Here is a 25,089-nt window from a genome sequence, read left to right on the forward strand (position 1 = left end):
CAATCCGGAGCGCTCCATGACCACGATCCAGGTGTTCGACCTTCAGGCAGTGCAGAAGATTCGCAAGGGGGCCGTCGCCGCCGCCCTGCTGGCCTTGGTGGGTCTGACCATGGTGTCCCAATCGGCCAGCGGGCTGGACAGTCCGCTGCATGAAGGCGTCGAAGCCGTCGGTCTGGCCGCCATCGTCTTCGCCATCGTCGGTCGCGCCTGGTGCTCGCTCTATATCGGCGGGCGCAAGAAGGCCGAGATCGTCTCGCGCGGGCCGTATTCGATCAGCCGCAACCCGCTTTATATCTTCAGCTTCTTCGGCGCGTTCGGCGTCGGCGCGCAGAGCGGAAGCCTGACGCTGGCGGTGCTTTTCACCCTGGCGTCGCTGGCGGTCTTCTATCTGACGGTGCGCCGCGAAGAGGCCTGGCTGGGCGCGACTTTCGGCGCGGACTATGCGGCCTACAAGGCGCGCACGCCGCGCTTTTTGCCCAACTTCGCCCTGTGGCGTGACGAGGCTGAGTTGTCGGTGCGGCCGTCCTTCTTCCTGACCACGATCCGCGACGGCCTAGTCTTCCTGCTGGCCATCCCGCTGTTCGAGGCGATCGATCTGGCGCAGGCCGAGGGCTGGCTGCGGGTTCTGGCGCGCCTGCCTTGAGCGGCGGTCGCGTTAAACCATCATCAGGCTTTCGCGCATGCGTGCAGCGTCTTTGCCCGGCGGCAGGCCGAACTGGCGGGCGTATTCGCGACTGAACTGGGACGGGCTGTCATAGCCGACGGCGAAGCCGGTCTCGGCCGCGCCCTCAACGCCCGTCAACAGCCGGGCGCGGGCTTCGCGCAGCCGCAGCTGCTTGTGGAACTGCAACGGGCTCATGGTCGTCACGGTGCGGAAATGGCGATGGAACGTCGACAGGCTCATGCCCGCCATGTCCGCCAACGTCTCCAACCGGACCGGTTCGGCGTAGTGGGCGCGGAGCCAGTTGATGGCGCGACTGACGCCTGACAGGCGGCTTTCGGCCGAGCCGATCTGGCGCACGGTCGCGGCGTGCCGGCTGTGGAGCAGGCGCCAGATCAGTTCGCGTTCGATCATCGGCGTCATGACGGCGATCTCCTCGGTCCGGTCCAGAAGGCGCAGCAGGCGCGCCATGGGCTCCAGCAGTTCGTCCTCCAACGAAGCCACATGGATGCCGGTCGGGGGCGGCTGATCCGAGGGGGCAGGAGCGTCGATCTCCAGCATCAGGCCGGCGATGGCGGCGGGGTCGAGGTCGAAGCTGAGTGCCCGGTACGGCGCTTCGATGATGCTCCCGCACACCGGCAGCTCGGCGGAGACCACCAGGCAATCGCCGGCCCGATAGGAATAGACGGTCTCGCCCAGGATCGTCTGTTTGGCGCCGCACACAACCAGGCACAGCATGGGGTCATAGGCGACGGGGACCAGCCGGGTCTGCGCGTCGCTGCCATACAGCCGAAGACCCGGCACGGCCGATCGCGACAGATCAGGCGGCGCGTGACGCGCAACGATGTCGGTCATTTCGGGCAAGAGGCTCATGGCGGCATTCAGCGCCGGTCGTAAGCTATTCGCAAGCGGGTTCGGGCGGTTTGACAGGATCGTGCAAGTCTTCGCCCGGATCATTCTAACGCCGGGCGCCTGAAATCGCGTCTTCTCCATCTGGTCAGGCAGAGGAGATTTCCATGACAACAACCAACCAAAAGACCTGGCTCGTCACCGGTGCGGCGCGTGGTCTGGGCGCCGGGATCGCCCGCGCGGCGCTGGACGCGGGCGATCGCGTCGTCGTCGCCGGTCGAAACCGCGACGCCCTGATCAAGGCGTTCGGACCGGATAGCGACACGGTCTTGAGCCTGACGTTGGACGTCACCGACACGGCCGCCATCGCCGCCGCCGTCGAGGCGGCCATGGCGCGGTTCGGCCGCCTCGACGTTCTGGTGAATAATGCCGGCTATGGGCACCTCGGCATCTTCGAGGAGACCAGCGCCCAGGATGCGCGCACCCAGTTCGACACCAATGTCTTCGGTCTGTTCGACATGACGCGCGCGGTGCTGCCGATCATGCGCGCGCAGAGGTCGGGCCATGTCTTCAACATCTCGTCCATCGGCGGTCTGATGGGCGGTGAGAGCGGCGCGATCTATTGCGCGTCCAAGTTCGCGGTCGAGGGCTTCAGCGAGTCCGTCGCGCAAGAAGTGCGTCCGTTCGGCGTGCGCCTGACCATCGTCGAGCCGGGCTTCTTCCGCACCGACTTCCTCGACGCCTCGTCGATCCGATACGGCGATAATCCCATCGCCGACTATGCCGAAGCATCGCGCGCCATCCGCGCCTTCTATGACGCGCGCAGCCATAATCAGGCGGGCGATCCCGCGAAGCTGGGTCAGGCCCTGGTCGTCTTGGCGAATGCGGAAAACCCGCCGGTGCGATGGTCTGCGGGCACGGACGCCATCGGCGTGGTCGAGATGAAGGCGGACAGCCTGAGGGCCGAACTGGAGGCCTGGCGCGAGCTTTCAGCCTCAACCGACGGCGATTTCACCTTCCGCGAAGAGCCAAGGCTAGGCGGCGCCTGGGGCTGATCCCGGCCTAGACCAGCGCTTCGGTCGTCGGTCCGGCCGCCCAATCGCGGAAGCGGATCGCCAGCGGGGGCGTGGCGCCGGGGCGGGCCAGATCGACCACCAGAGGGCCGATTTCCGAGGGGTGGGGCAGGACGGATGGATCTTCGCCCGGATAAGCCTGGGCGCGCATGGCGGTGCGCATGCGGCCGGGATCCACGATGCTGACGCGCACGGGCGTGCTCTCGATCTCGTCGGCCCAGGCCTTCACCAAGGCCTCGGCGCCGGCCTTGGTCGCGGCGTACATACCCCAGAAGGCCTTGGGCGCGCTGGCGACGCTGGTGGTGAAGTGGATGGCGCGGCCGGCGTCGGAGGCGCGCAGCAGCGGCTCCAGCGAGCGGATCAGACGATAGACGGCGGTGAAGTTGGTCTTTTCGACCTTGGCGAACTCGCGCGGGTCGGCGTGCGACACCGGCGTCAGGCCCGAGGGGCCCATGGTGGCGGCGCAGTGGACCCAGATGTCCAGCTTCTTGAACCGTTCGAAGATGGCGCCGCCGAGCCGGTCGATGGCCCCGCCATCCACCAGATCGAACGGAATCAGGGTCGCATGGCGGCCGGTGGCGGCGAAGATGGCGTCGTCCAGCTCTTCCAGACCGCCCTGGGTGCGCGCCGTCGCAATGACGTGGGCGCCGGCCTTGGCCAGGGCCAGAGCGCTCTCATAACCGATGCCGCGCGAGGCGCCGACGACGAGGGCGATACGGTCGTTCAGGGGCAGGGCGTCGGTCATGTTCGGGTGGTAGGGGTGGCGACGCGGCGGGTCAATGTGTTAAGCTGTAAGCAGATGTGTACAGGAGCACTCTGTCATGGCTGCCAGCACGACCGTCACTGTCCGCATGAGTGAAACACTGAAAGAGCGGCTGGGGCTGCTTGCCGAGAAAACCCAGCGCACCCAATCCTTTCTCGCCGAACGCGCCATCGCTGGCTACGTTGAACGAGAGCTGGAAATGATGACGGCCGTCGAGGAAGGTCTCGAAGATTTCCGAACAGGCAATGTGGTCCCGCACGAAGAGGCCATGCGGCAGATTCGCGAGACCATCGCAAAATACGAGCCCTGATGCGCACGGTCGTCTGGTCAGGGCGCGCGCTGCTGGAACTGACCCACGCCATTGACTATCTGGCCCAGCGTAATCTGCCCGCCGCGCAGAAGATCGAAGCCCGCATCATCGAGGCGACCGAAAAGCTGGCGCGAAGACCGATAGGCCGGCCGGGCAAACAACCTGACACCTACGAGAAGCTGGTTACGGGCGCGCCGTATCTGATCGTCTATGCCCTAGCGGACGACGCCGAAGGCGGTCAGGTTCAGATCGTCCGCCTCTTCCACACGGCACAAGACCGCGAGTGATGGTCGTCAGGCGCTGACCAGCAAGGACAGCTGTTTGGCGCCGAACTCGCGTCCGCCTTCCTCGATCTCACGATCCAAGAGGCGGGTAGGGTAGTCGCCGGTGAAATAGTGGTCGGTGAACTGCGGGGCGGCGGCGTTGCGGCCGGTCTCGCCCATGGCGCGGTACAGGCCGTCGATGGACAGGAAGCCGAGCGAATCGACCTCCAGCATGTCGCGCATTTCTTCCAGCGTCTTGTTGGCGGCCAGCAGCTGGGCGCGCTCGGGCATGTCGATGCCGTAGAAGTCGGGGAACAGAATCTGCGGGCTGGCCGAGCGCAGGTGGACCTCGGTGGCGCCGGCGGCGCGCACGGCGCGGACCAGTTTCAGCGAGGTCGTGCCGCGCACGATGGAATCGTCGATCAGCACCACGCGCTTGCCGGCCAGGGCCGACTTGTTGGGGCTGTGCTTCATACGCACGCCCTTCTGACGGGCGCCTTGGCTGGGCTGGATGAAGGTGCGGCCCAGATAGTGGCTGCGGATGATGCCCATTTCGTAGGGGATGCCGCTTTCCTGGGCGTAGCCGAGGGCGGCCGGAACGCCGGAATCGGGCACGGGCACGACGATGTCGGCCTCGACGCCCAGTTCGCGGGCGAGGCCGCGACCCATCTCCTTGCGCACCTCATAGACGGAGCGGCCGTTCACGACCGAATCCGGGCGTGAGAAATAGACGTACTCGAACAGGCAGGGACGCGCCGCGCGGGCGGGGAAGGGCTTGAGCGAGCGCAGGCCGCTGTCGTCGATGACGACGATCTCGCCGTGTTCGACATCGCGCACGAAGGTGGCGCCCATCATGTCCAGGGCGCAGGTCTCGGAGGCCAGAACCCAGCCGTCGCCCAACTGGCCAAGCACCAGCGGGCGAATGCCAAGCGGGTCGCGCGCGCCGATCATCTTGGTGCGGGTCTGGGCCACCAGGGCGTAACCGCCCTCGATCCGGGCAAGGGCGTCAGTGAAGCGATCGACGATCTTGGCTTTGCGGCTGCGCGCGATCAGGTGGAGGATGACTTCGGAATCCGAGGTCGACTGGAAGATGGCGCCTTCGCTGACCAGCTGGGCGTGCAGGAATTTGAAGTTGGTCAGGTTGCCGTTGTGGGCGATGGCGATGCCGCCCTGGTCCAGATCGGCGAACATCGGCTGGATGTTGCGCAGGAAGCTGCCGCCGGCTGTAGAGTAGCGGGTGTGGCCCACAGCCGCGCGGCCGGGCATCCGCGTCATCAGGTCGGCGCCGCCGAAGGCTTCGCCCACCAGGCCCTGGTGCCGTTCGGTGTAGAAGCGCTCGTCCTTGACGCTGGCGATGCCGCAGGCTTCCTGGCCGCGATGCTGAAGGGCGTGAAGACCCAGGGCGACGACGGAAGAGCCTTCGTCCTCGTCCGCGCCCCAGACGCCGCAGACGCCGCATTCCAGACGGAGCTGGTCATCCTCCGGCTCGCGCCAGTGCTCGCGGTGAACGACGGGATCGGCGATATGGTGGCGCATCGTGGGGCTCCGATGACCGGGGGGAACTTAACGGGCGGCTTCGCGCGGCGAGTTAGGCTGTGATTGCGTCGGGGGCAAGGCTTCCTCGTCGGAAAACCCCCGGCGTACGGACGAATCCACGACAGGCGTGATGGCGTCGGCGCCGCGTCCGATGCTGGGCAGTACGATCTGGATCATCCGCGCGCCCATGGCGCTGACCGGATAGAGGGCCGCGTTTGCGAGCCACAGCGGCGTGCGCTCGCCCGGCAAAGCCGCGACGATGACCAGATGCACCGCGCCGATCAGGACCAGCGCGCGGACGCCGCCGATGAACAGGCCGAAGATGCGGTCGATGACGCCGAGGTGCGGATGGTCCTTGGCGCTCTTGGACATCATCGAGCCGACCAGGCGCAGGCCGAAATAGACGACGAAGAAGGTCAGGACGGCGGCCAGGATCGACCCGGCCCATTCGGGATCGACGAAGGCGCGCGTGACGCCGGCGGTCCAGGGCAGGGCGATCAGAGCGACAAGGGCCGCCAGGGTCGCGCTGAGCAGCGTAATGACTTCGCGCACACCGCCGCGCACCCAGCCGGCGGCGACGGAAAACAGGATCACCACGATGGCGAAGACGTCGTATCCGGTCACGCGTGGGGGATCCTGCGGTTGCTACGAGGGTTTAATAGCGGTTCTGCGAGATTCGTTCGACCACATCCGTCAGGCGCGTGACGGATGTCACCTTCACCCCTTTGGTCTTGGCGGTCAAAGTCGGGCTGAGCACCTGATCGAAGCCCAGTTTTTGCGCCTCGCGCAGGCGGGCCTCGGCGCGGCCGACGCTGCGAACCTCGCCCGACAGGCCGATTTCGCCGAAGACGACGCAGCCCTGGGGCAGGGACACGCCGGTCGCCGAGCTGATCAGGGCCGCCGCCGCCGCGAGGTCCGCTGCCGGTTCGTTGATGCGTAAGCCCCCGGCGACATTCAGATAGACGTCCTGATCGCCAAAGCCGAAGCCGCAGCGGGCCTCCAGCACGGCGAGCACCATGGCCAGACGCCCCGTTTCCCAGCCGATCACGGCGCGGCGCGGGGTGCCGTAGGCGGACTTGGACACCAGGGCCTGCATCTCGACCAGCACCGGCCGCGAGCCCTCGATCCCGGCGAAGACGGCGGCGCCCGGCGCGCGCTCCTTGCCCTCGCCGAGGAAGAGGGCGGAGGGGTTGGCGACCTCGCGCAGGCCGGCGTCGCCCATTTCGAACACGCCGATCTCGTCGGTGGCGCCAAAGCGGTTCTTGCCGGCGCGCAGGATGCGGAACGGATAGCCGCGCTCGCCTTCGAAGGTCATGACGGCGTCGACCAAGTGTTCGACGACGCGGGGACCGGCGACCTGGCCGTCCTTGGTGACGTGGCCGACCAGGACCACCGCGACGCCCTGCGACTTGGCCAGACGCACCATCTCGCCGGCGCAGGCCCGGACCTGGGTGATCGAGCCGGGGCCGCTCTCGTGCACATCGGACCACAGGGTCTGGATCGAATCGACGATGACGATGTCGAACTTCTCGCGCTTCAGCGTGCCCAGGATGTCGCGCAGCGCCGTCGCGGCCGCCAGATTGACCGGCGCGTCGGCCAGGCCCATCCGCTTAGAGCGGGCGCGGATCTGCTCGACGGCTTCCTCGCCCGAGATGTAGGCCACGCGCGATCCCCGCAGGGCCGCCTTGGCTGCGACCTCCAGCAACAGGGTCGACTTGCCGACGCCCGGATCGCCGCTGAGCAGGATGGCCGAGCCGGGCACCACGCCGCCGCCGCAGACGCGGTCGAACTCGGCCACGCCCGTCGTGATGCGCGGCGGCTCGGGCGTGTCGGACTGAAGCGTTTCGAACTGTATGCCGCGCGTTCGGGCCGAAGCCGCCGCGGACGGCTTGATTGCGCCCGGCGGAGCCGAGCGGCTTTCCTCGCTCAAGGTGTTCCACTGGCCGCAGGAGCCGCACTGGCCCGACCACTTGCTGTGGACCGAACCGCAGGACTGACAGACGTAGAGGGCGGAATCGCGAGCCATGGGCTTCCTTAGCAGATCGAACGGTCGCGCCGGACATGGCCTCGGCTCACGACAGTTTCGGTCGCATGCGCAACCTTTGCCATATTGAAGGATTGAGAATGTGTCGCACACCCTTGCTTCTTGAAGCGACGCAACGTCAACATCCGCCCATCTTCTCTCGCCGAGGCCTGCCATGACCGATCCGACGACCCACTCCCAACCCGCTGTCGATCCGGCCCTGGTCGCGCGGGTCAAGGGCATACTGCTGCAACCCAAGTCTGAATGGCTGAAGATCGACGGCGAGTTCGCCACGACCAAAAGCCTGTTCACCCGCTATGCGATGATCCTGGCGGCGATCGGCCCGGTCTGTTCGCTGCTCGGCGGTCAGTTGATGCCGATCATGGGCATGAAGCTGTCGATCGTCGGCGCGATCGTTGTGGCGCTCGTCAGCTACGGCATGTCCCTGTTGGGGGTCTTCCTGCTGGGACTGATCATCAATGCGCTGGCGCCGAACTTCGGCGGGACGCCCAATAAGGTTCAGGCCATGAAACTGGCCGTCTATTCCTGGACCGCCACTTGGCTGGCGGGCGTGTTCGGCCTGATCCCGATGCTGGGCATCCTGGCCATCCTGGGCCTGTACAGCTTCTATCTGCTGTTCGTCGGCCTGCCGATCCTGATGAAGGTGCCGGAAGACAAGAAGGTCGGCTATTTCATCGTGACGGTGATCGCCGGTGTCGTGATGTATTTCGTCATCTCGGCGATCGTCGGAGCCATTTCGATGAGCTTCGTTGCCGCATCGGTCGGCATGGCCGGTCTCGCCGGAATGGGCGCCGGCTACTGAGAATAGACGCGCGGCACGCGGGGGGTGATCGAGGTCAGCAACTCATAGCTGATGGTCCCCGCCGCGGCCGCGGCGTCGTCCAACAGGCGGTTGGGACCGAACAGTTCGACCGGATCGCCGACCGCGACATCCAGGCCGGTGATGTCCACCGCGCAGACATCCATCGAGACCCGACCCAGCAGCGGGCGGGTCTCGTTGGCGATCCAGACCGCCCCCTTGGGCGAATAGGATCGCAGCAATCCATCCGCATAGCCGGCCGCCACGGTGGCGACCTTGATCGGGCGTTCGGCGATATAGCCGCGCGAATAGCCGACGCTCTCGCTGGCCGGCACGTCGCGAACCTGAAGCACCTCGGCCGTCAGGGTCGCCACGGGTGCGATCCGGGGGTCGGGCCGCCCCTCCGGTCCGCCGCCGTAAAGACAGATGCCCGGGCGCACGGTATCGAAGGCGAAGTCCGGGCCCAGGAAACAGCCGCTGGAGTTGGCGAACGACCGGATCACGCCCGGATAGCGATCCAGCACGTCCGCGAAGGCGTCGCGCTGGCGCCGGTTCATCGGATTTGCCGGCTCGTCGGCGCAGGCGAGGTGGGTCAGGACCAGGGCCAGGCCTTCGAAAGCCTCGGGCGCGTCCTCGGGTCGAATGCCCAACCGATTCATGCCGGTGTCGATCTGCAGGCCGCAGGTTCCGCCGCCCGCCGCCTGCCAAGCCTGAATCTGTGCGGGATGGTTCAGCACGGGCCGCAGGTCCGACGCCTTCAGCATCGCCGCATCGTCGCCGTGGCAGCCGTCGAGCACATAGATGACGGGACCGTCGGCGCCCAAGGCCGCGCGCAGCCGCACGCCCTCCGCCGCCCGCGCCACGAAGAAGGTCCGCGCCCCCTCGGCCATGAGCCGTGTCGCCACGGCCTGGGCGCCCAGCCCATAACCGTCCGCCTTGACCACCGGATGCACCGGCTGGCCGCTGACGGCCCCCAGCGTGTGGTAGTTCCGCGCCAGGGCGTTCAGATCGACGGAGAGGAAGGCGGGGGTCGATACGGTCATGGCGTCCTTATGCGCCAACACCACGCCGATGGAAGAGGCTACTCGTAGCTGACTTCCTCATAGCCGTGCGCCAGGTTACCGAAGCGGACGGTGTCGGCGTCGAAGGCCAGTTTGACGATGCCGATCGGGCCGTGGCGCTGCTTGCCGATGACGACCTCGGCCTGGCCTTGCAGGCGATCCATGTCCTGCTGCCATTGCAGGTGTTCCTCGGTCCCCTCGCGCGGCTCGGCGCGGCCCAAGTAGTAGCTCTCGCGATAGACGAACATCACGCAGTCGGCGTCCTGCTCGATCGAGCCGGATTCGCGAAGGTCCGACAGCTGCGGGCGCTTGTCGTCGCGCTGCTCGACCTGACGCGACAGCTGCGACAGGGCGATGATCGGCACCGACAACTCCTTGGCCAGGGCTTTCAGACCGCCGGTGATTTCGGACACCTCCTGCACGCGGTTCTTCTGGCCCCCGCTGTTGCCCGTCGTGACCAGCTGCAAATAATCGACGATGATCAGGTCCAGCCCATGTTCCATCCGCTTCAAGCGACGCGCGCGCGCGGCCAGCTTGGAGATGGACAGGCCGCCGGTGGCGTCGATGTAGAGGGGGCTTTCGCCGATCTCGACCGCCGCGTCACGCAACTTGCCGAAGTCGGTGGCGTCGATCTCGCCCTTGCGCAGCTTGTCCGACGAAACGCCGGACGCGTCGGCCAGAATACGCATCGCCAGCTGTTCGGCGCTCATTTCCAGCGAATAGAAGGCAACGACGCCGCCGTTGACGGTCTTGCGGCCCTCCGGCGTCGGCTCCCACTGATAGGCGCGCGCCACGTTGAAGGCCATGTTGGTCGCCAACGCCGTCTTACCCATCGACGGACGGCCGGCGAGGATCAGCAGATCGGACGGGTGCAGACCGCCCAGTTTGCGATCCAGATCGTTCAGGCCGGTGGCGAGGCCGGCCAGCTTGCCTTCGCGCTGATACGCTTCGGCCGCCATCTGAACGGCGCCGGACAAGGCGTTGGAGAAGCTGACGAAACCGGAAGAGGGCTTGCCTGTCTCGGCCAGCGAATACAGGGTCTGTTCGGCCTGTTCGATCTGCTCGTCGGCGGGCGTCTCCGGATTGGGCGCCTCCTTGATCATGTCGCCGCCGATGCGGATCAGGTCGCGGCGCAGCGCCAGGTCATAGACGACGCGGGCGTAGTCTGGCGCGTTGGCGGCGGGCGGCGCGCGGTCGACCAGATCGGCGAGATAGCGCAGGCCCCCGAACTCCTGGAACGCCGGATCCTGCTTGAACCGCTCCATCAGAATGGTGGGCTCGGCCAGCAAGCCTTGGCGGATATGGTCCTCGATCGCGTCGAACAGCCGCTGGTGGAAGGGTTCGTAGAAGTGCGAGCCGCGCAGCCGGTCGTTCAACCGCTCGAACACGGCGTTGTCGAACATCAGCGAGCCCAGCAGCGCCTGCTCGGCCTCCAGATTGTGCGGCATCGAACTGACGCCGCCGGAGTCCAGCGGAGACGACGAAAAGGGCATGGGGGCGAAGGCGTTCATCGATTAACGCTTTAGCCCTCTCACGCCCCTGCGTCAGACGCGGACGCCGCCTGGACCGTGGACAGATCGTCCCGCCTTGGGGACGAACCGAAATTCCTCAATCGGCGCGCGTCAGGCGCAGGGATAGTCGTGGGCCATCCATTCGCGGACGGCCTGGGTCACGCTGATGTTGCGACGGCTTTGCGGGACGGCGTTGAAATGGCCCAGTATGGCGTTGGGCGAAAAGCCGACCTTGTCCGGCATGCAGGTCGCGGGCTGACGGCCGGCCGCCTTGGCCTGGGTCTGTTCGGCGCGGACGGTGCGAACGGCGCCCCGGAACTCGGCCATCAGGCGCCGGGTGTCCGAGCGCAGCAGGGCGGTGGGGTTCTGAGGAATTGCGTTGGCGGTGGTCAGGAATTCCTGAACCGTCATGGCGCTGGCGGCGCCGGCGAAAAGCGAGAGCGCCAGGACGCCGGCAGCGATTGATCTGGTCTTCATCTCGTCTCCTCCAAAGCGCCCTCTGGCAGCGCTCAGATTGAACGGCGATATGTGTCGCAACTGGGGCGAAGCGGAATGGTCAAGCTGAAGGTTTCGTAATGCAAACAAGGAAAAGGGCGCTCTGAAGAGCGCCCCTGCCTCGCCGGCGATCAACCCGACCTCACCATTTCAGGCTGAGACGCGCATAGCCGTAACGACCGTTGAAGCCGAAGGGCGAATAGTAGGGGAAGCCCAGAACGCCGTTGGAGTTCAGCGACGCCGGCACGAAGTCCGGGTATTCGTCGAACACATTGTCCACGCCGATCGCCACGCCGACGCGCTCGGTCAACTGGAAACGGCCTTCCAGATCCACGACCGTCTTGGCCCCGGTGCTGTAGTCATTCGCCGCCGTCGATCCCGGTTGCAGCACGTCGCCATAGTAGGTGGCGCGAACCGTGGCGCCCCACTTGTCCCGGCTCCAGTCCGCCGACGCCGAGACCTTGGTATCGGGCGTGCCGTCTTCGATAGTCAGGATGCGTTGGCGGGCGAACAGGGGCGGCACCGGGTTCAGAACCGACGAGGACGTCGGCACGCGGTCGACCGACACATCGTTGAAGTTGGCCGCGACGGTGAAAACAAAGTCGCCGAGCGTATCGGTCGGCAGGCGATAGCGTCCGACGACGTCCACGCCTTTGGTGGAGGTCGAGACCCCGTTCAGGAAGAAGCGCGCGGCCTGGACGCCTTGCGGATCCAGCAGGCCGGCGACCTGGCCCGAGAACGTCCGGTTGATCAACTCCGACAGAACGATCTGATCGTCGATGTCGATCTTGTAGGCGTCGACCGTCAGGTCGAACCGCCCCAGTCGCACCACGGCCCCCAGCGAATAGTTGGTCGAGGTCTCGGCCTTCAGCGGACGCGCGCCAAGAGCCGCTGCGACCGCGCTGGTGGCCGGGAAGGTGCCGGTTTCGACCACGGCGCCGTTCTGGATCACCGAGGCGGTGGAGGTGAAATACGACTGCTGCAACGACGGCGCGCGGAAGGCGGTCGAGACCGAACCGCGCAGGGCGAAGCTGGGGGTGAAGTCATAGCGGGCCGACAGCTTGCCCGTCTGGGTGTCGCCGAAATCGGAATAGTCCTCGAACCGCACGGCGCCCTCGACGCGCAGCTTGTCGGTGAGGGGAATTTCAACATCGGCGCAGGCGGCGAAGTTGTCGCGATCGACATCGACGGCGTTTGAGGGCTGGAAGCCGACGAAGCCTTGGGCGCCGCCGGTCAGGGCGGTATTGGCGCCCAAGGGGCCGCGGTTGTAGCTCTCGGGCTGGCCGGCCTCGATCTTGTAGTTTTCCCAGCGCTGCTCCAGGCCCCAGGCGAAGTTCAGCGGGCCGCCGGACAGACCGACCTCGAACTCACGGCTGAAGTCGGCGCCCAGCACCAACTGGTCGTAGATCAGGCTGCCGGAATCGAAGCTGGTCTGCGAAGTCGCGCCGTAGGTGGAGTTCAGCGAATCCTCGGTGCGGAAGTCCAGGGCGTTGCGGCCGTAGGTCAGGCTGATGTCCGTGTTCCAGCCCGCCAGTTCGCCGCGCAGGCCGCCGGCCAGCGAGGCGTCCTTCGAATTGATGGCGACCTTCGGCAGGAAGCCGTTCGGGTAGATAGAGACGACATTGTTGACGTTGTCGGACAGGCGAGGGAAGGCGGCGCCTTCGCTGTCGCGGTCCTGATAGCCGGCCCAGCCATAGGCCTCCCAGCCGTTGCCCAAACCCTTGCCGGCGTTGGCGAAGACGGTCCATTGCTCCACGTCAGGGTCGCCGAAGCGAGCGGTGATCGCTCCGTTCGCCGCCGCGCGGGGATCATAGTCCGAGCGATTGGTCGACTCGCGATTCAGATACTCCGCCGACAGGGTCAAAAAGCCGTCGTCGCCCAGTGAAAACCCTTGCCAGGCCGAGGCCGTGACGGTGCCGCCGTCGGTCTCGTCACGTTCACCGCGCGCGGTCTTCACCGTGGTGAAATACTGGCCGTAGGTCACGCTGGTGCCGCCGCCGCTGGAGGCCTCCTTCAGCCGCAGGTTCACCACGCCTGCGATGGCGTCCGAGCCGTATTGGGCCGAGGCGCCGTCGCGCAGCACCTCGACCCGGTCCAGAGCGCCGGTCGGAACGGTGTTCAGATCAACGGCGGCCGACCCGCGCCCCACCACGCCGTTGACGTTGACCAGGGCCGAGGCATGGCGACGCGTGCCGTTGACCAGCACCAGCGTCTGATCCGGCGACAGGCCGCGCAAGGTGATCGGGCGGATCGAGTCCGAACCATCGTTGGCCGACGGCCGCTGGAAGGTCAGCGACGGCACGGCCTGGGCCAGGGCGGTGGCGAACTCGGTCGTGCCGCGCGTCTGCAACGCCTCGGACGTCACGACATCGACCGGCGCCAGGGTGTCGAGGCGCGACCGGTTCTGGACCCGCGTGCCGGTCACGACAATGTCGTCCACCTGCGCCGCCTCACCGGCGACGGGTTCGGCGCTTTGAGCAAAGGCCGGGGCGGCGGTCAGCAGGGCGAAGGTCGAGACGGTGGCGAGCAGGGCCGGTGCGGCGGCCCATTGGGAAGGAGAGCGCATTTAGAGATTTCCTAAAGTCTGTTTTTGGCGCGAGCGCGCATCGACGCCGCTGATCGCAACGGGCTTTGAAGTCGATCTGAAGTTCAAGGTGTCTTGCGGTCTCAGCCGCAACATCGCGCGACAACGCGCCTAACAGCCATTGGGCCTGACAAGATCATTATCACCATCTCCGACCAGAGGACGGGGAGGTCCAGCGGTCATGGCGATATCAGGGCGAAGATGCGGCGGGTCAATCGCGCGCCGCCGCCATGTTTTCTGCCGTGGATCTATAGAAAATCTACGGATTGATCAGCCATGCGGTTGGCTGTCGTCTCCCGCGCAGCAAAAAGGGCGCGTCCCTTGCGAGACGCGCCCTTGATGTCTTTCAGGATCCGGTCGGATCAGGCTTCGTCGCCGAAGCCTTCTTGTTGACCCGCGCCGCCTTCGATCAGCTCCTGGGCCGATTGCTCGGCGGCTTGGCGCTCATCGTCGAACTGGCTGCGGATCACGTCCTCGCCCTTGGCTTGGCGCTCGGCCTCGTCCATCGAGCGGGCGATGTTGATCTTGACCGTGGCGCGGACCTCGGCGTGCAGGCGAACCGGCACTTCGTGGACGCCCAGGCTCTTGATCGCCGTATTCAGGACGACCTGCGAGCGCTCGACCTTGCCGCCTTCGGCCTGGATGGCCTCGGCGACGTCGCGACCGGCGACCGAACCGTACAGGTGACCGGTTTCACCGGCCTGACGGATCATGACGTAGGTCTGGCCGTCGATCTTGTCGGCGACCTTCTGTGCGTCGGCCTTGTTCTTCTCGTTGCGCTGCTCGATGGCGGCGCGGTCGAGTTCGAACGCCTTCAGGTTGGCGGCGGTGGCCCGGCGCGCCTTGTCGCGCGGCAGAAGGAAGTTGCGAGCGAAGCCGTCCTTGACAGTGACGACGTCGCCGATGGCGCCGAGGTTATCGACGCGTTCCAGCAGAACGACCTTCATCTCACTTCACCACGTAAGGCAGGAGGGCCAGATAGCGAGCGCGCTTGATGGCCTTGGCCAGTTCACGCTGCTTCTTCTGGGAGACGGCGGTGATGCGCGAAGGCACGATCTTGCCGCGTTCGGAGACGTAACGCTGAAGCAGCTTGACGTCCTTGTAGTCGATCTTCGGCGCATTGGCGCCCGAGAACGGGCAGACCTTGCGGCGACGATAGAAGGGGCGGCGGCCGGCGGCGCCGGAGCCCGCCGGTGCGCCCGGGGTCGGGGCGGTGGTATCGGTCATGTTCCGGATTCCTTATTCGGCGTCGGCGGCGGCGTCGTCGCGCGGAGTGCGCTCGCGCTCACGCTCGCGTTCACGCTCGCGGCGGGCCAGCAGCGGCGACAGTTCCAGGTCGAGTTCCTCGACACGGACGGTCAGCCAGCGCAGCACGTCTTCGTTGATCGACAGCTGACGCTCGACTTCGGCCATGGCGGCCGGAGGGGCGTCGACGGCCAGCAGCGAATAGTGAGCCTTGCGGTTCTTCTTCACGCGGTAGGTCAGGTTGCGCAGACCCCAGTATTCGATCTTGGCGACCGAGCCGCCACCGGCGACGATCAGATCCTTGATGGTGTCATTCAGCGCTTCGGCCTGTTGCGCCGAGATATCCTGGCGCGTCATGACCGTGTGCTCGTAAAGAGCCATGCGGTAGTCTCCCTTGTGGGCGTCGGCGCGGAAACGACCGGGTAAGTCGGTCTCCACGATGGCTCCTGGCGCGGCGGCCGGACCGAACGTCCAACCCTTTGGTGCTCCGCGACAGGACCGAAGCCCTGGAAAGGCGGGGCCTATAGGCGAAAAGGCGGGAACTGGCAAGGACGGCGGGGCGTCGGGGTCAAAAGTGCTAGTGAGCAAGAGGTGAGCCTTCACCGCGCTCGTCAGCTCACGTCTCGCTCACTAGCACTTTTCACCAAGCCCCCCTAAACCAGCCCCATGCCGAAGCTGACGTCCGCGGTCGATCCGCAAAGCCAAAAATACAAGTCCCTGCACGCGCACAACAGCGCCTTGGTCGCCGAGTTGCGCGACCATGTGGCAAAGGCCGCGCGCGGCGGGTCTGACAAGTCCCGCGAGCGTCACGTCGCTCGCGGCAAACTGTTGCCGCGCGACCGGGTCGAGCGCCTGCTGGATCCCGGCTCGCCCTTCCTGGAGATCGGGCAACTGGCTGCACACGACATGTATGACGGCGAGGCCCCGGCGGCGGGCGTCATCGCGGGCATCGGCCGGGTTTCGGGCCGCGAGGTCATGATCGTCTGCAATGATCCGACGGTGAAGGGCGGCGCCTACTTCCCCATGACGGTGAAGAAGCATCTGCGCGCCCAGGAGATCGCCGAGCAGAACCGCCTGCCGTGCGTCTATCTGGTCGACAGCGGCGGGGCCAACCTGCCGCACCAGGCCGAGGTGTTTCCCGACCGCGACCATTTCGGCCGCATCTTCTTCAACCAGGCCCGGATGAGCGAGAAGGGCATCGCCCAGATCGCCTGCGTCATGGGCCTGTCCACCGCCGGAGGGGCCTATGTGCCGGCCATGTCGGACGAGACGATCATCGTCAGGAACCAGGGGGCCATCTTCCTGGCCGGGCCGCCGTTGGTGAAGGCGGCGACGGGCGAGGTCATCTCGGCGGAGGAGCTGGGCGGGGCGGAGACCCACGGTCGTCGCTCGGGCGTGGTCGATCATGTCGCCGAGAACGATGAGCACGCGCTGGAGATCGTGCGCTCCATCGTCGCCAACCTGAACACGACCAAGGCCGTCGAGATGGATGTGCGCGAACCGCGCGCGCCGGCCTTCGACGCGGAGGAGCTGTACGGCCTGATCCCGGAAGACGTCCGCGCCCCCTATGATGTGCGCGAGGTCATCGCCCGGCTGGTGGACGGGTCGGAGTTCGACGAGTTCAAGAGTCTGTACGGCTCGACCCTGGTGTGCGGGTTCGCGCGCATCTGGGGCTATCCGGTCGCCATCCTGGCCAACAACGGCGTCATCTTTTCCGAAAGCGCCCAGAAGGGCGCGCACTTCATCGAACTGGCCTGCAAGCGCAAGATTCCGCTGCTGTTCCTGCAGAACATCTCGGGCTTCATGGTCGGCGGCAAATATGAGGCGGGCGGCATCGCCAAGGACGGCGCCAAGCTGGTCACGGCTGTCGCCTCGGCCGAGGTGCCCAAGTTCACCGTCCTGATCGGCGGCAGTTTCGGAGCTGGAAACTACGGCATGTGCGGCCGGGCCTATTCGCCGCGATTCTTGTTCACCTGGCCTAACAGCCGGATCGGGGTCATGGGCGGCGAGCAGGCCGCCAGCGTCCTGGCCACCGTGCACCGCGACGCCGAGACCTGGAGCGCGGACGACGCCGAGGCCTTCAAGGCGCCGATCCGCCAGAAGTATGAGGACGAGGGCAATCCCTATTACGCCACCGCCCGCCTGTGGGACGACGGCGTCATCGACCCGGCCCAGACGCGCGATGTGCTGGGCCTGGCCATCAGCGCCAGCCTGAATGCCCCGATCCCGGAGACGACGTTCGGCCTGTTCCGGATGTAACCTATTGGTCCGCGCCTCGTTGTGAGCGGACACGCAGTTTGGAGACCCCCATGGCCGATCAACCGACCGAAGCCGACCTCAACGCCCTGGACGTCACCGACGCCGAGGCGGCCGAGATCAACAGCATCGCCCAGCCGCTGGTGCCCGATGCGGCGCCGGACGCCGACGATGATCTGGTGCAGATCGATTCGACCACCGACGGCGTCGTCTTCGTCACCATCAACCGTCCGGCCAAGAAGAACGCCTTCGACGCGGCGACCATCGCGGCCCTGCACGAGGCGTTCGAAACGCTGCACGGCGCGGACCGGGTGCGGGCCGTCTTCATTCGGGGGGCGGGCGGCACCTTCAGCGCCGGGGCCGATCTGAACTGGATGCGCGACGCCGCCAGCTGGTCCGAGAGCGACAACCGCGATGACGCCATGGGCCTGGCGAAAATGCTGAAGGCCCTGCACGACATTCCCGCCCTGACGGTGGCGGTGGTCGAGGGCAACGCCATGGGCGGCGGAGCGGGCATCGTCGCCGCCTGCGACATGGCCGTGGCGGTCGAGGGGGCGCGCTTCGCCTTCTCCGAGGTGAAGCTGGGTCTGATCCCCGCGACCATCGCCCCCTATGTGATCGAGGCTGTCGGCGCGCGCCGCGCCCGCCAGCTGTTCCTTACCGCCAACGCCTTCGACGCCGACTACGCAGCCCATGCCGGCCTGATCGACCTGGTCCTGCCCGAGGGATCGGTGGACGAGTTCATCTCGATGCTGAGCGACAGCCTGACCAACAATGCGCCGGGCGCGATGGGCGAGGCCAAGCGACTGGTCAACGACATTGCCCACCACAAGATCGACAACGGTCTGATGGACGAAACCGCCAAACGCATCGCCCGCGCCCGCGTATCGGACGAAGGCCGCGAGGGCGTCGCCGCCTTCCTGGAAAAGCGCAAGGCCAGTTGGACGGTCTGATTGCGCTGATCGGCCGCCGGAAACGGCGGCCGATTTCACGCGTAGTTGAAGCTGATCGAAATCCGGTCGGCCTTGGCCAGGTTAGTCGGCACTTCGTGGCGCAGCCAGCTTTCCCACATCAGAACCGTGCCTGCCTGAGGCTGCAGATAGACGAAGGGCCGCTCGGCCTCGGTCGCGTCTTCCGTCACCGACGGGCGGGCCATCATGAAGGGCAGGCGGGGATCCTCCAGCTTCAGCGATGAGGCGCCGTCTGGCACGTCGATATAGACGGTGCCCGACAGGAAGGCGTGCGGGTGAATATGACCCGTATGGCCGCCGCCGGGCTTCAGGATGTTGACCCACAGATTGTCGAGGCGGGGTTTGCGGGCCAGGTCGAAGTTCAGCGCCTTGGCGTAGGCGACGGCATGGCGATCCAGATGGCGCTTCAGCTCGGCGAACTCCGGGAAGCGTTGGGGCAGGTCGTTCAGCGATCCGTATGAGGTGTAGCCGCGATAGGCGTTGGCCTTGCACCACCGGCGGCCAGCCTCGTCCTCCTCGGCCATCATCCGGATGACGTCGATCAGCTGTGCGCTGAAGTCGGACCAGCCGCGGCCGGCGGCAAGGGAGGCTTCATAGACCTGGGTGACGAAGAGGGGGCGCAAGGACATGGAGGGGGCTTAACGCCTGCTGCGTCGCGTGAGAAGGGTCGTGCTCTGCCTCTCGCCTGATGCGCACGATCCGGCTAAGACCGCTTCATGTTCAAGTCCGTCCTTGTCGCCAATCGCGGCGAAATCGCCTGCCGTGTCTTCCGCACCGCCAAGCGGATGGGGATTCGCACCATCGCCGTCTATTCCGAGGCGGATGCAAACGCCCTGCATGTGCGCGAGGCTGACGAGGCGGTGCTGATCGGTGCGGCGCCGGCGCGCGAATCCTATCTGGACGGCGCCAAGGTGCTGGCGGCGGCCAAGGCGACCGGCGCCGAGGCGATCCACCCCGGATATGGGTTCCTGAGCGAGAACGCCGACTTCGCCGAGGCTGTCGCGGCGGCGGGCCTGATCTGGATCGGGCCGGACCCGTCCTCGATTCGCGCCATGGGCCTGAAGGACGCGGCCAAGGAGCTGATGATCCAGGCGGGCGTGCCGGTGACGCCGGGCTATCAGGGCGCCGATCAGTCGGAGGAAACCCTGACGGCCGAGGCGGCGCGCATCGGCTATCCGGTGCTGATCAAGGCGGTCGCGGGCGGCGGCGGCAAGGGGATGAAACGGGTCGATGATCCGGCCGATTTCGCCGCCGGTCTGGCCAGCGCCAAGCGGGAAGGGGCGGCGGCCTTCAGCGACGACCGGGTTCTGATCGAACGCTATATCACCCGCCCACGCCACATCGAGGTTCAGGTGTTCGGCGACAAGCACGGCGAGGTCGTCCACCTGTACGAACGCGACTGTTCGCTGCAACGCCGCCACCAGAAGGTGATCGAAGAGGCGCCCGCGCCGGGCATGAGCGAGGCTGTGCGCGCCGCCGTGACTGGCGCCGCGATCAAGGCGGCCCGGGCGGTCAATTACGTCGGGGCCGGCACGATCGAGTTCATCGCAGACGCCTCGGACGGGCTGAAGGCGGACGGCGTCTGGTTCATGGAGATGAACACCCGGCTGCAAGTCGAGCATCCCGTGACCGAGAGCGTGACGAGCGTCGATCTGGTCGAATGGCAGTTCCGCGTCGCGGCGGGCGAGCCGATCCCTCTGAAGCAGGATCAGATCCAGCTGAACGGCTGGGCCATGGAGGCGCGGCTGTATGCCGAGGATCCGGCCAACGGATTCCTGCCTTCCATCGGCAAGCTGGAGCATTTCGTCATGCCGGACGGCATCCGCGTCGACACCGGCGTGGAGCAGGGCGGCGAGGTCAGCCAGTTCTATGATCCGATGATCGCCAAGCTGATCGTGCATGAGGACACGCGTGAGGCGGCGGCGGCGCGGCTGGCAGAGGCGGCGGGCGAGGTCGAGGTCTGGCCGGTGAAGGCCAACGCCGGCTTCTTGAAACGCTGCCTCGAGCACCCGCGCTTCGTCGCGGGTGACGTGGATACGGGCTTCATCGCGGCGGAGGAGGCGGCGTTGCTAGGGGATGGGCCGTCATCGAATGCCCGGATCGCCGCGCTGAATCTGATTGCGGACCGTTACGATTTGTCGCCGCAGTGGGGCGAATATCTGTCGCCTTGGTCGTCGGATTCCGATAGCGCGGCTGTTGGTTTCCGCCTTAATGGACCTTCTCGTGCGCTGTTTCAGGCGCAGATAAATGGCGAGAGAATCGAGGGCTCGATTCTGACCAACGGTAGCGCAGATTTCAGCTGGAAGATCGAGGCTGATGGCAGAACGGTTGTCAGCCGCGCCGATGAAAACCGGATCGTCGTCGGTGACGGCGTAAGTTTCGGTTACGCCGGAGCGTTGTCAGGCGTCGAGGGCGTCATCTTCGAGCAGGGTGACGCTTGGCCCGTCACAAAAGCCAGCAATGTGCGCGGATCGGGTGACGGATTTTCTTCCGACGGCTCGCTGCGCGCGCCCATGCCGGGCAAGATCGTGGCGACGCCGGTCAAGGCCGGGGATGCTGTGACGAAAGGCCAGCCGGTCGTGGTGCTGGAAGCCATGAAGATGGAACACGCCCTGACCGCGCCCTTCGACGGGGTCGTCGAAAGCGTCGCGTCTATAGGCGATCAGGTCGTCGAGGCGGCCGTGCTGGCGGTGGTGAAGGCGGACTAAAGCCCCACGCCGCCGATGGGGCGGGTGAAGACAGTGTCGCCGAAGGTGGCGATCAGCGCCAGGGCGGGTCGCATGACGCCTGTCTCGCGGATGCTGGCCGACCAGGCCTCGTGCGTCGCCTTGCTCATCCACACCTCGGTGACCCACAGAGCGTCGGCGTCTTTCGAATCATGCGCCACCACATAGCTGTGACAGCCTGGGCGCCTGAGATTGGGGTCAAGCAGGCACAGTCCCAACTCGTCGCGGCGACCGGGATGGGCCGAAAGGCGGGTAATCAATCCGTACATACTGGTCTCTGGCGGCGCCGGGGAGAAGAGAGCGCGCTGTCTTGCTTAGCGACCTAAGGATTAAGAATCTGGCTAATGCGAGTAACTGTCACTACGTGAGCGCCATGCCGCTTCACATGATCAAACTCGGCGTCGGGGTGCCGGACGTCGAATGGCTGGAGGCCCGCGCCGCCAAGGGCGGACCGCTGGTGGTCCACACGCGCATGACGCCGAAACGTGCGACCGAGATCGAAGATGGCGGATCATTGTACTGGGTCGTGAAGGGGACGATCGTCTGTCGCCAGCCGGTGCTGGACATCGCGACGCTGGGCGAGGGCAAGCAGAGCCGATGTGAGATCACGCTCGAACCCAAGGTCATCCGCACCGCGCCCATGGCCCGGCGCCCCTTCCAAGGCTGGCGCTATTTCGAGCCCAAGGATGCGCCGGTCGATCTGACCGACCTCGACGCCGGCGAGGCTCCGGAAGAACTGGTGCGTCAGCTTCGCGAACTGGGCGCCTGGTAGGCCAAACCCCTAAAGTTTTTGGGAGTTGACCCCGACGGGTCGGCGTGGCCTGTGCCGCGTCCGATGATCGCGCTCAGCCCCCAGACCCGTACCGCCTTCCGCGACCTGCTGAACCTGGCATGGCCGGTGATCCTGGCGCGCATCGGCATCATGACGATGGGGCTGGCCGACGCCATCGTGGTGGGCAATTTCTCGAGCAAGGAGCTGGCGTTTCACTCCCTGGCCTGGGCGCCGACCTCGATCGTGGTGACGACGGCGGTCGGCCTGATGCTGGGCGTGCAGGTGATGACGGCGCGGATGCTGGGCGAGGGGCGTCGGCACGCGGTTGGCTCGGTGCTGCGTCGCGGGCTGACCTATTCGTTGCAGATCGGCGTGGTGTCGATGATCGCCCTGATCGCCATCGGCCCGTGGGGATTGGGCAAGCTGGGGCTGGAGGATGGTCTGGCGGAGGGCGCCGGGCCGGCGCTGATCGTCTTCGCCCTGTCCATGCCCTTTTATCTGATCTCGGTGACGGGGCAATTCTTCCTGGAGGCCCTGGGTCGGCCCAAGCCCGGCATGGTCGCCATGTGGGTGGCGAACGGGGTCAATCTGGTGCTGAACATCGTGCTGGTGCCGGACCTGCTGGGCTTTGGATTTAACGGCGCCTTCGCCTCGGCCTGGGCGACGTTCGGGGCGCGGGCGGCGCTGGCGATCTTTCTGGTGATCTACATCCTGCGCCTGCCCGAGGCGCGGGCGCTGGGTATCTTCGACAAGCCCGAGCGCGATCCCGAGGCCGCGCGCGAACAGGTCAAGGTCGGCATGGGCGCCGGGGCCTCCTATTTCATCGAGGTCGGGGCCTTTTCGGGCTTCACCTTCTTCGCCGGCCAGATCGGCGCGGCGGAGACGGCGGCCTGGGCGGTGGTGCTGAACGTCTCGGCCATCGTCTTCATGCTGCCCATGGGTCTGTCGTCGGCGACGGCGGTGCTGGTGGGCCGCAGCTATGGCGCGGGCGACGGGCGAGGGGTGATGCGCGCCGGCTTGGTCGGGCTGGGCGTCGTGACGGCCCTGACGCTGGTCGTCGCCCTGCTAGTCTGGCCCAGCGCCCATCTGATCGTCGGCGCCTACAATCGCGATCCGGCCCTGCTGGCCATCGCCGCGCCGGCCCTGGTGCTGGCGACGCTGTTTTTCGTCGCGGACGGCATTCAGGTCGTGGCGGCCCAGGCCAACCGTGCGGCGGGCGACGTCTGGTGGCCCACCATCATGCATTTCGCCGCCTATGGGGCGGTGATGATGCCGCTGGGTTGGATTCTGGCGCACCAGATGGGCGTCAACGGCCTGGTCTGGGCGGTGGTGATCGCCAGCCTGGCGTCCTCGACCCTGCTGACCGGGCGTTTCATCCGTATTGCGCGCCGTCTGCCGCAAGGCGTTTGAGGAAACCGCGCCGCCGCTCTATATCCCTGCGCTTCCCCGAACACCTGGACGATCATGGCCCGCATCCTCATCACCTCGGCGCTGCCCTACATCAACGGCATCAAGCACCTGGGGAATCTGGCGGGCTCGATGTTGCCGGCCGACGTCTGGGCGCGGTTCAAGCGGGCTCAGGGTCATGAGGTCCTCTATATCTGCGCCACCGACGAGCACGGCACCCCGGCCGAGCTGGCCGCCGCCGCCGCTGGCCAGGAAGTGCGAACCTATTGCGACGAGCAGCACGAAATCCAGAAGGCCGCCGGTCAGGCGTTCGGGCTCAGCTACGACTGGTTCGGCCGGTCGTCGAACCCGCAGAACCATCGGCTGACCCAGTATTTCGCCGAGGCGCTGGAGAAGAACGGCCTGATCGAGGAACGGGTCGACCGGATGATCTATTCGATCGACGACGCCCGCTTCCTCCCCGACCGCTATGTCGAGGGGACGTGCCCGCACTGCGGCCATGTCGGCGCGCGCGGCGACCAGTGCGACAACTGCGGACGCCTGCTGGATCCGACCGACCTGATCGATCCCTATTCGTCGGTGTCGGGCTCCAAGAACCTGGAGGTGCGCGATACGCGTCACCTCTATCTGCTTCAGACCAAGATCGAGCCGGAAATCCGCGCCTGGGTCGACGGCAAGACGGGCTGGCAACAACTGGCCAAGTCCATCGCCTACAAACATCTGGACGAGGGACTGATCGACCGGGGCATCACCCGCGACCTGGCCTGGGGCGTGCCGGTGACCAAGGACGGCTTCCCGCGTCCCGGAATGGAGGACAAGGTCTTCTACGTCTGGTTCGACGCCCCCATCGAATACGTCGCCGCGACCGAGGAATGGGCCGAGGCGACGGGCGGGTCGTGGCGTGACTGGTGGCGTCTGGACGAGGGGGCAGAGGACGTTCGCTATGTCCAGTTCATGGGCAAGGACAACGTCGCCTTCCACACCGTCAGCTTCCCCGCGACCATCATCGGCTCGGGCGAGCCGTGGAAGACGGTGGATCAGCTGAAGGCGTTCAACTGGCTGAACTGGTACGGGGGCAAGTTCTCCACCAGCCAGAAGCGCGGCGTCTTTATGGATCAGGCGCTGGAACTGCTGCCGGCCGACTACTGGCGCTGGCGCCTGACGGCCTATGGGCCGGAGCACGCGGATTCAGCCTTCACCTGGGAGGACTTCCAGGCCTCGACCAACAAGGACCTGGCCGATGTGCTGGGCAATTTCGTCAACCGCATCGTCAAGTTCGCGGAATCCAAGTTCGACGGCGTGGTGCCCGAGGGCGGCGAGGCGGGACCGGTCGAAATCCAGCTGGAGGCCGACATCAAGGCCGCCGTCGCCGAGGCGACCGAACAGCTGGAGGCGATGGAGTTCAGAAAGGCCGCCGTCGCCATCCGCGCCGCCTGGGTGTTGGGCAACGAGTATTTGCAGGTCGCGGCGCCCTGGACGGCGCTGAAGACCGATCGCGACCGCGCGGCGGTCGGGGTGCGCACGGGTCTGAATCTGGTCGCCCTGTTCGCGCGTCTGGCCGCGCCGATCCTGCCCTTCACCGCGCCCAGGATCGCGGCGTCGGTTGGGGTGGACGACTTGAGCTGGCCTGGCGCCGACGAGGATTTGCTGAACCGTCTGCCTGTGGGCGGCAAGGTGGAAGCTCAGGGCGTCTTGTTCGCCAAGATCGAGGACGCCCAGGTCGCGGAGTGGTCCGAACGCTTCGGCGGCGCGGACGCCTGATC

25 protein-coding genes are annotated in these 25,089 nt (G+C 66.4%); 11 read left to right on the plus strand and 14 right to left on the minus strand.

All coding sequences use genetic code 11. The features are described 5' to 3' along the window. Positions 1-16 precede the first annotated feature (16 nt). A complete protein-coding gene (locus LG306_RS09425; RefSeq protein ID WP_404413939.1) occupies positions 17-643 on the plus strand; it encodes a methyltransferase family protein in 627 nt (208 codons plus the stop codon). A gap of 12 nt (positions 644-655) precedes the next feature. Here LG306_RS09425 and LG306_RS09430 read toward each other — a convergent pair whose 3' ends face one another. Then, positions 656-1,534: an AraC family transcriptional regulator N-terminal domain-containing protein gene (locus tag LG306_RS09430; protein ID WP_404413941.1), complete on the minus strand. Its 879-nt coding sequence runs from the start codon at positions 1,532-1,534 to the stop codon at positions 656-658. 143 nt (positions 1,535-1,677) lie between these two features. Between LG306_RS09430 and LG306_RS09435 the strand changes: the two genes are divergently transcribed. Further along, a complete protein-coding gene (locus LG306_RS09435; protein WP_404413943.1) occupies positions 1,678-2,565 on the plus strand; it encodes an oxidoreductase in 888 nt (295 codons plus the stop codon). Between the two features lie 7 nt (positions 2,566-2,572). On the opposite strand, the gene LG306_RS09440 is transcribed toward LG306_RS09435, so the two are convergent. After that, the gene (locus tag LG306_RS09440; RefSeq protein WP_404413945.1) at positions 2,573-3,328 is read right to left on the minus strand and encodes an SDR family NAD(P)-dependent oxidoreductase; all 756 of its coding nucleotides are present in this window, start codon (positions 3,326-3,328) and stop codon (positions 2,573-2,575) included. A gap of 76 nt (positions 3,329-3,404) precedes the next feature. Here LG306_RS09440 and LG306_RS09445 point away from each other — a divergent pair, with 76 nt between their 5' ends. Further along, on the plus strand, positions 3,405-3,656 hold the full coding sequence (locus LG306_RS09445) for a CopG family ribbon-helix-helix protein (protein ID WP_404413946.1): 252 nt from the start codon (positions 3,405-3,407) through the stop codon (positions 3,654-3,656). Further along, positions 3,656-3,943 carry a type II toxin-antitoxin system RelE/ParE family toxin gene (locus LG306_RS09450; RefSeq protein ID WP_404413948.1) on the plus strand — a complete coding sequence of 96 codons (288 nt, stop codon included), beginning with the start codon at positions 3,656-3,658 and terminating at the stop codon, positions 3,941-3,943. Before LG306_RS09445 ends, LG306_RS09450 begins: the two co-directional genes overlap by 1 nt. A gap of 6 nt (positions 3,944-3,949) precedes the next feature. Here LG306_RS09450 and purF read toward each other — a convergent pair whose 3' ends face one another. The 3 genes from purF to radA are packed head-to-tail and all read right to left on the minus strand — an operon-like array spanning position 3,950 to position 7,481. Continuing rightward, positions 3,950-5,455, minus strand: a complete 1,506-nt coding sequence (purF, locus tag LG306_RS09455; protein WP_045810557.1) for an amidophosphoribosyltransferase — start codon at positions 5,453-5,455, stop codon at positions 3,950-3,952. A 27-nt stretch (positions 5,456-5,482) separates the two neighbouring features. Next, positions 5,483-6,079, minus strand: coding sequence for a CvpA family protein (locus LG306_RS09460; protein WP_404413950.1), 597 nt, complete (start codon positions 6,077-6,079; stop codon positions 5,483-5,485). A gap of 31 nt (positions 6,080-6,110) precedes the next feature. Beyond that, positions 6,111-7,481 (minus strand): DNA repair protein RadA, encoded by a 1,371-nt coding sequence (gene radA, locus LG306_RS09465; RefSeq protein ID WP_404413952.1) that lies wholly within the window; start codon positions 7,479-7,481, stop codon positions 6,111-6,113. 172 nt (positions 7,482-7,653) lie between these two features. On the opposite strand from radA, the gene LG306_RS09470 reads away from it, so the two are divergent. Continuing rightward, positions 7,654-8,301 carry a Yip1 family protein gene (locus tag LG306_RS09470; protein WP_404413954.1) on the plus strand — a complete coding sequence of 216 codons (648 nt, stop codon included), beginning with the start codon at positions 7,654-7,656 and terminating at the stop codon, positions 8,299-8,301. Here the strand turns inward: LG306_RS09470 and alr are convergent. The 7 genes from alr to rpsF form a co-directional block, all read right to left on the minus strand. Continuing rightward, positions 8,295-9,341, minus strand: coding sequence for an alanine racemase (gene alr, locus LG306_RS09475; protein ID WP_404413956.1), 1,047 nt, complete (start codon positions 9,339-9,341; stop codon positions 8,295-8,297). The genes LG306_RS09470 and alr overlap by 7 nt on opposite strands. A 38-nt stretch (positions 9,342-9,379) precedes the next feature. Then, positions 9,380-10,870, minus strand: a complete 1,491-nt coding sequence (locus LG306_RS09480) for a replicative DNA helicase (protein WP_055754947.1) — start codon at positions 10,868-10,870, stop codon at positions 9,380-9,382. Between the two features lie 111 nt (positions 10,871-10,981). Continuing rightward, positions 10,982-11,347, minus strand: a complete 366-nt coding sequence (locus tag LG306_RS09485; protein ID WP_017506578.1) for a hypothetical protein — start codon at positions 11,345-11,347, stop codon at positions 10,982-10,984. Between the two features lie 160 nt (positions 11,348-11,507). Next, positions 11,508-13,931, minus strand: coding sequence for a TonB-dependent receptor plug domain-containing protein (locus LG306_RS09490; RefSeq protein ID WP_404413959.1), 2,424 nt, complete (start codon positions 13,929-13,931; stop codon positions 11,508-11,510). A gap of 380 nt (positions 13,932-14,311) precedes the next feature. Continuing rightward, complete coding sequence (gene rplI / locus LG306_RS09495) at positions 14,312-14,896, minus strand: 50S ribosomal protein L9 (protein ID WP_017506581.1); 585 nt, start codon at positions 14,894-14,896, stop codon at positions 14,312-14,314. A 1-nt stretch (position 14,897) separates the two neighbouring features. Continuing rightward, the gene (gene rpsR, locus LG306_RS09500) at positions 14,898-15,176 is read right to left on the minus strand and encodes a 30S ribosomal protein S18 (protein WP_008259463.1); all 279 of its coding nucleotides are present in this window, start codon (positions 15,174-15,176) and stop codon (positions 14,898-14,900) included. Positions 15,177-15,188: 12 nt separating this feature from the next. Next, a complete protein-coding gene (gene rpsF / locus LG306_RS09505) occupies positions 15,189-15,575 on the minus strand; it encodes a 30S ribosomal protein S6 (protein WP_026108635.1) in 387 nt (128 codons plus the stop codon). A gap of 285 nt (positions 15,576-15,860) precedes the next feature. On the opposite strand from rpsF, the gene LG306_RS09510 reads away from it, so the two are divergent. Together LG306_RS09510 and LG306_RS09515 are read left to right on the plus strand one after the other, a co-directional pair. After that, entirely contained in the window at positions 15,861-17,453 is a 1,593-nt protein-coding gene (locus tag LG306_RS09510) for a carboxyl transferase domain-containing protein (RefSeq protein ID WP_404413961.1), read from the plus strand. A 50-nt stretch (positions 17,454-17,503) separates the two neighbouring features. Further along, positions 17,504-18,403, plus strand: coding sequence for an enoyl-CoA hydratase-related protein (locus LG306_RS09515; RefSeq protein WP_404413963.1), 900 nt, complete (start codon positions 17,504-17,506; stop codon positions 18,401-18,403). A gap of 35 nt (positions 18,404-18,438) precedes the next feature. On the opposite strand, the gene LG306_RS09520 is transcribed toward LG306_RS09515, so the two are convergent. Next, positions 18,439-19,050, minus strand: coding sequence for a TIGR02466 family protein (locus LG306_RS09520; protein ID WP_404413965.1), 612 nt, complete (start codon positions 19,048-19,050; stop codon positions 18,439-18,441). Positions 19,051-19,137: 87 nt separating this feature from the next. Here LG306_RS09520 and LG306_RS09525 point away from each other — a divergent pair, with 87 nt between their 5' ends. Then, complete coding sequence (locus LG306_RS09525) at positions 19,138-21,129, plus strand: biotin carboxylase N-terminal domain-containing protein (protein WP_404413967.1); 1,992 nt, start codon at positions 19,138-19,140, stop codon at positions 21,127-21,129. Here LG306_RS09525 and LG306_RS09530 read toward each other — a convergent pair. Then, positions 21,126-21,416 carry an antibiotic biosynthesis monooxygenase family protein gene (locus tag LG306_RS09530; RefSeq protein ID WP_404413969.1) on the minus strand — a complete coding sequence of 97 codons (291 nt, stop codon included), beginning with the start codon at positions 21,414-21,416 and terminating at the stop codon, positions 21,126-21,128. The genes LG306_RS09525 and LG306_RS09530 overlap by 4 nt on opposite strands. A 104-nt stretch (positions 21,417-21,520) precedes the next feature. Here LG306_RS09530 and LG306_RS09535 point away from each other — a divergent pair, with 104 nt between their 5' ends. Genes LG306_RS09535 through metG form a run of 3 tightly spaced genes read left to right on the plus strand, consistent with a single transcriptional unit; the run spans position 21,521 to position 25,087 of the window. Next, positions 21,521-21,919, plus strand: a complete 399-nt coding sequence (locus LG306_RS09535; protein WP_404413971.1) for a DUF1489 family protein — start codon at positions 21,521-21,523, stop codon at positions 21,917-21,919. Positions 21,920-21,970: 51 nt separating this feature from the next. Then, complete coding sequence (locus LG306_RS09540; protein ID WP_404413973.1) at positions 21,971-23,329, plus strand: MATE family efflux transporter; 1,359 nt, start codon at positions 21,971-21,973, stop codon at positions 23,327-23,329. A gap of 54 nt (positions 23,330-23,383) precedes the next feature. Beyond that, positions 23,384-25,087 (plus strand): methionine--tRNA ligase, encoded by a 1,704-nt coding sequence (gene metG, locus LG306_RS09545; protein ID WP_404413975.1) that lies wholly within the window; start codon positions 23,384-23,386, stop codon positions 25,085-25,087. The last annotated feature ends 2 nt before the right edge of the window (positions 25,088-25,089 follow it).

The sequence above is a fragment of the Brevundimonas vesicularis genome (assembly GCF_044807075.1).
GTDB lineage: Bacteria > Pseudomonadota > Alphaproteobacteria > Caulobacterales > Caulobacteraceae > Brevundimonas > Brevundimonas vesicularis_G.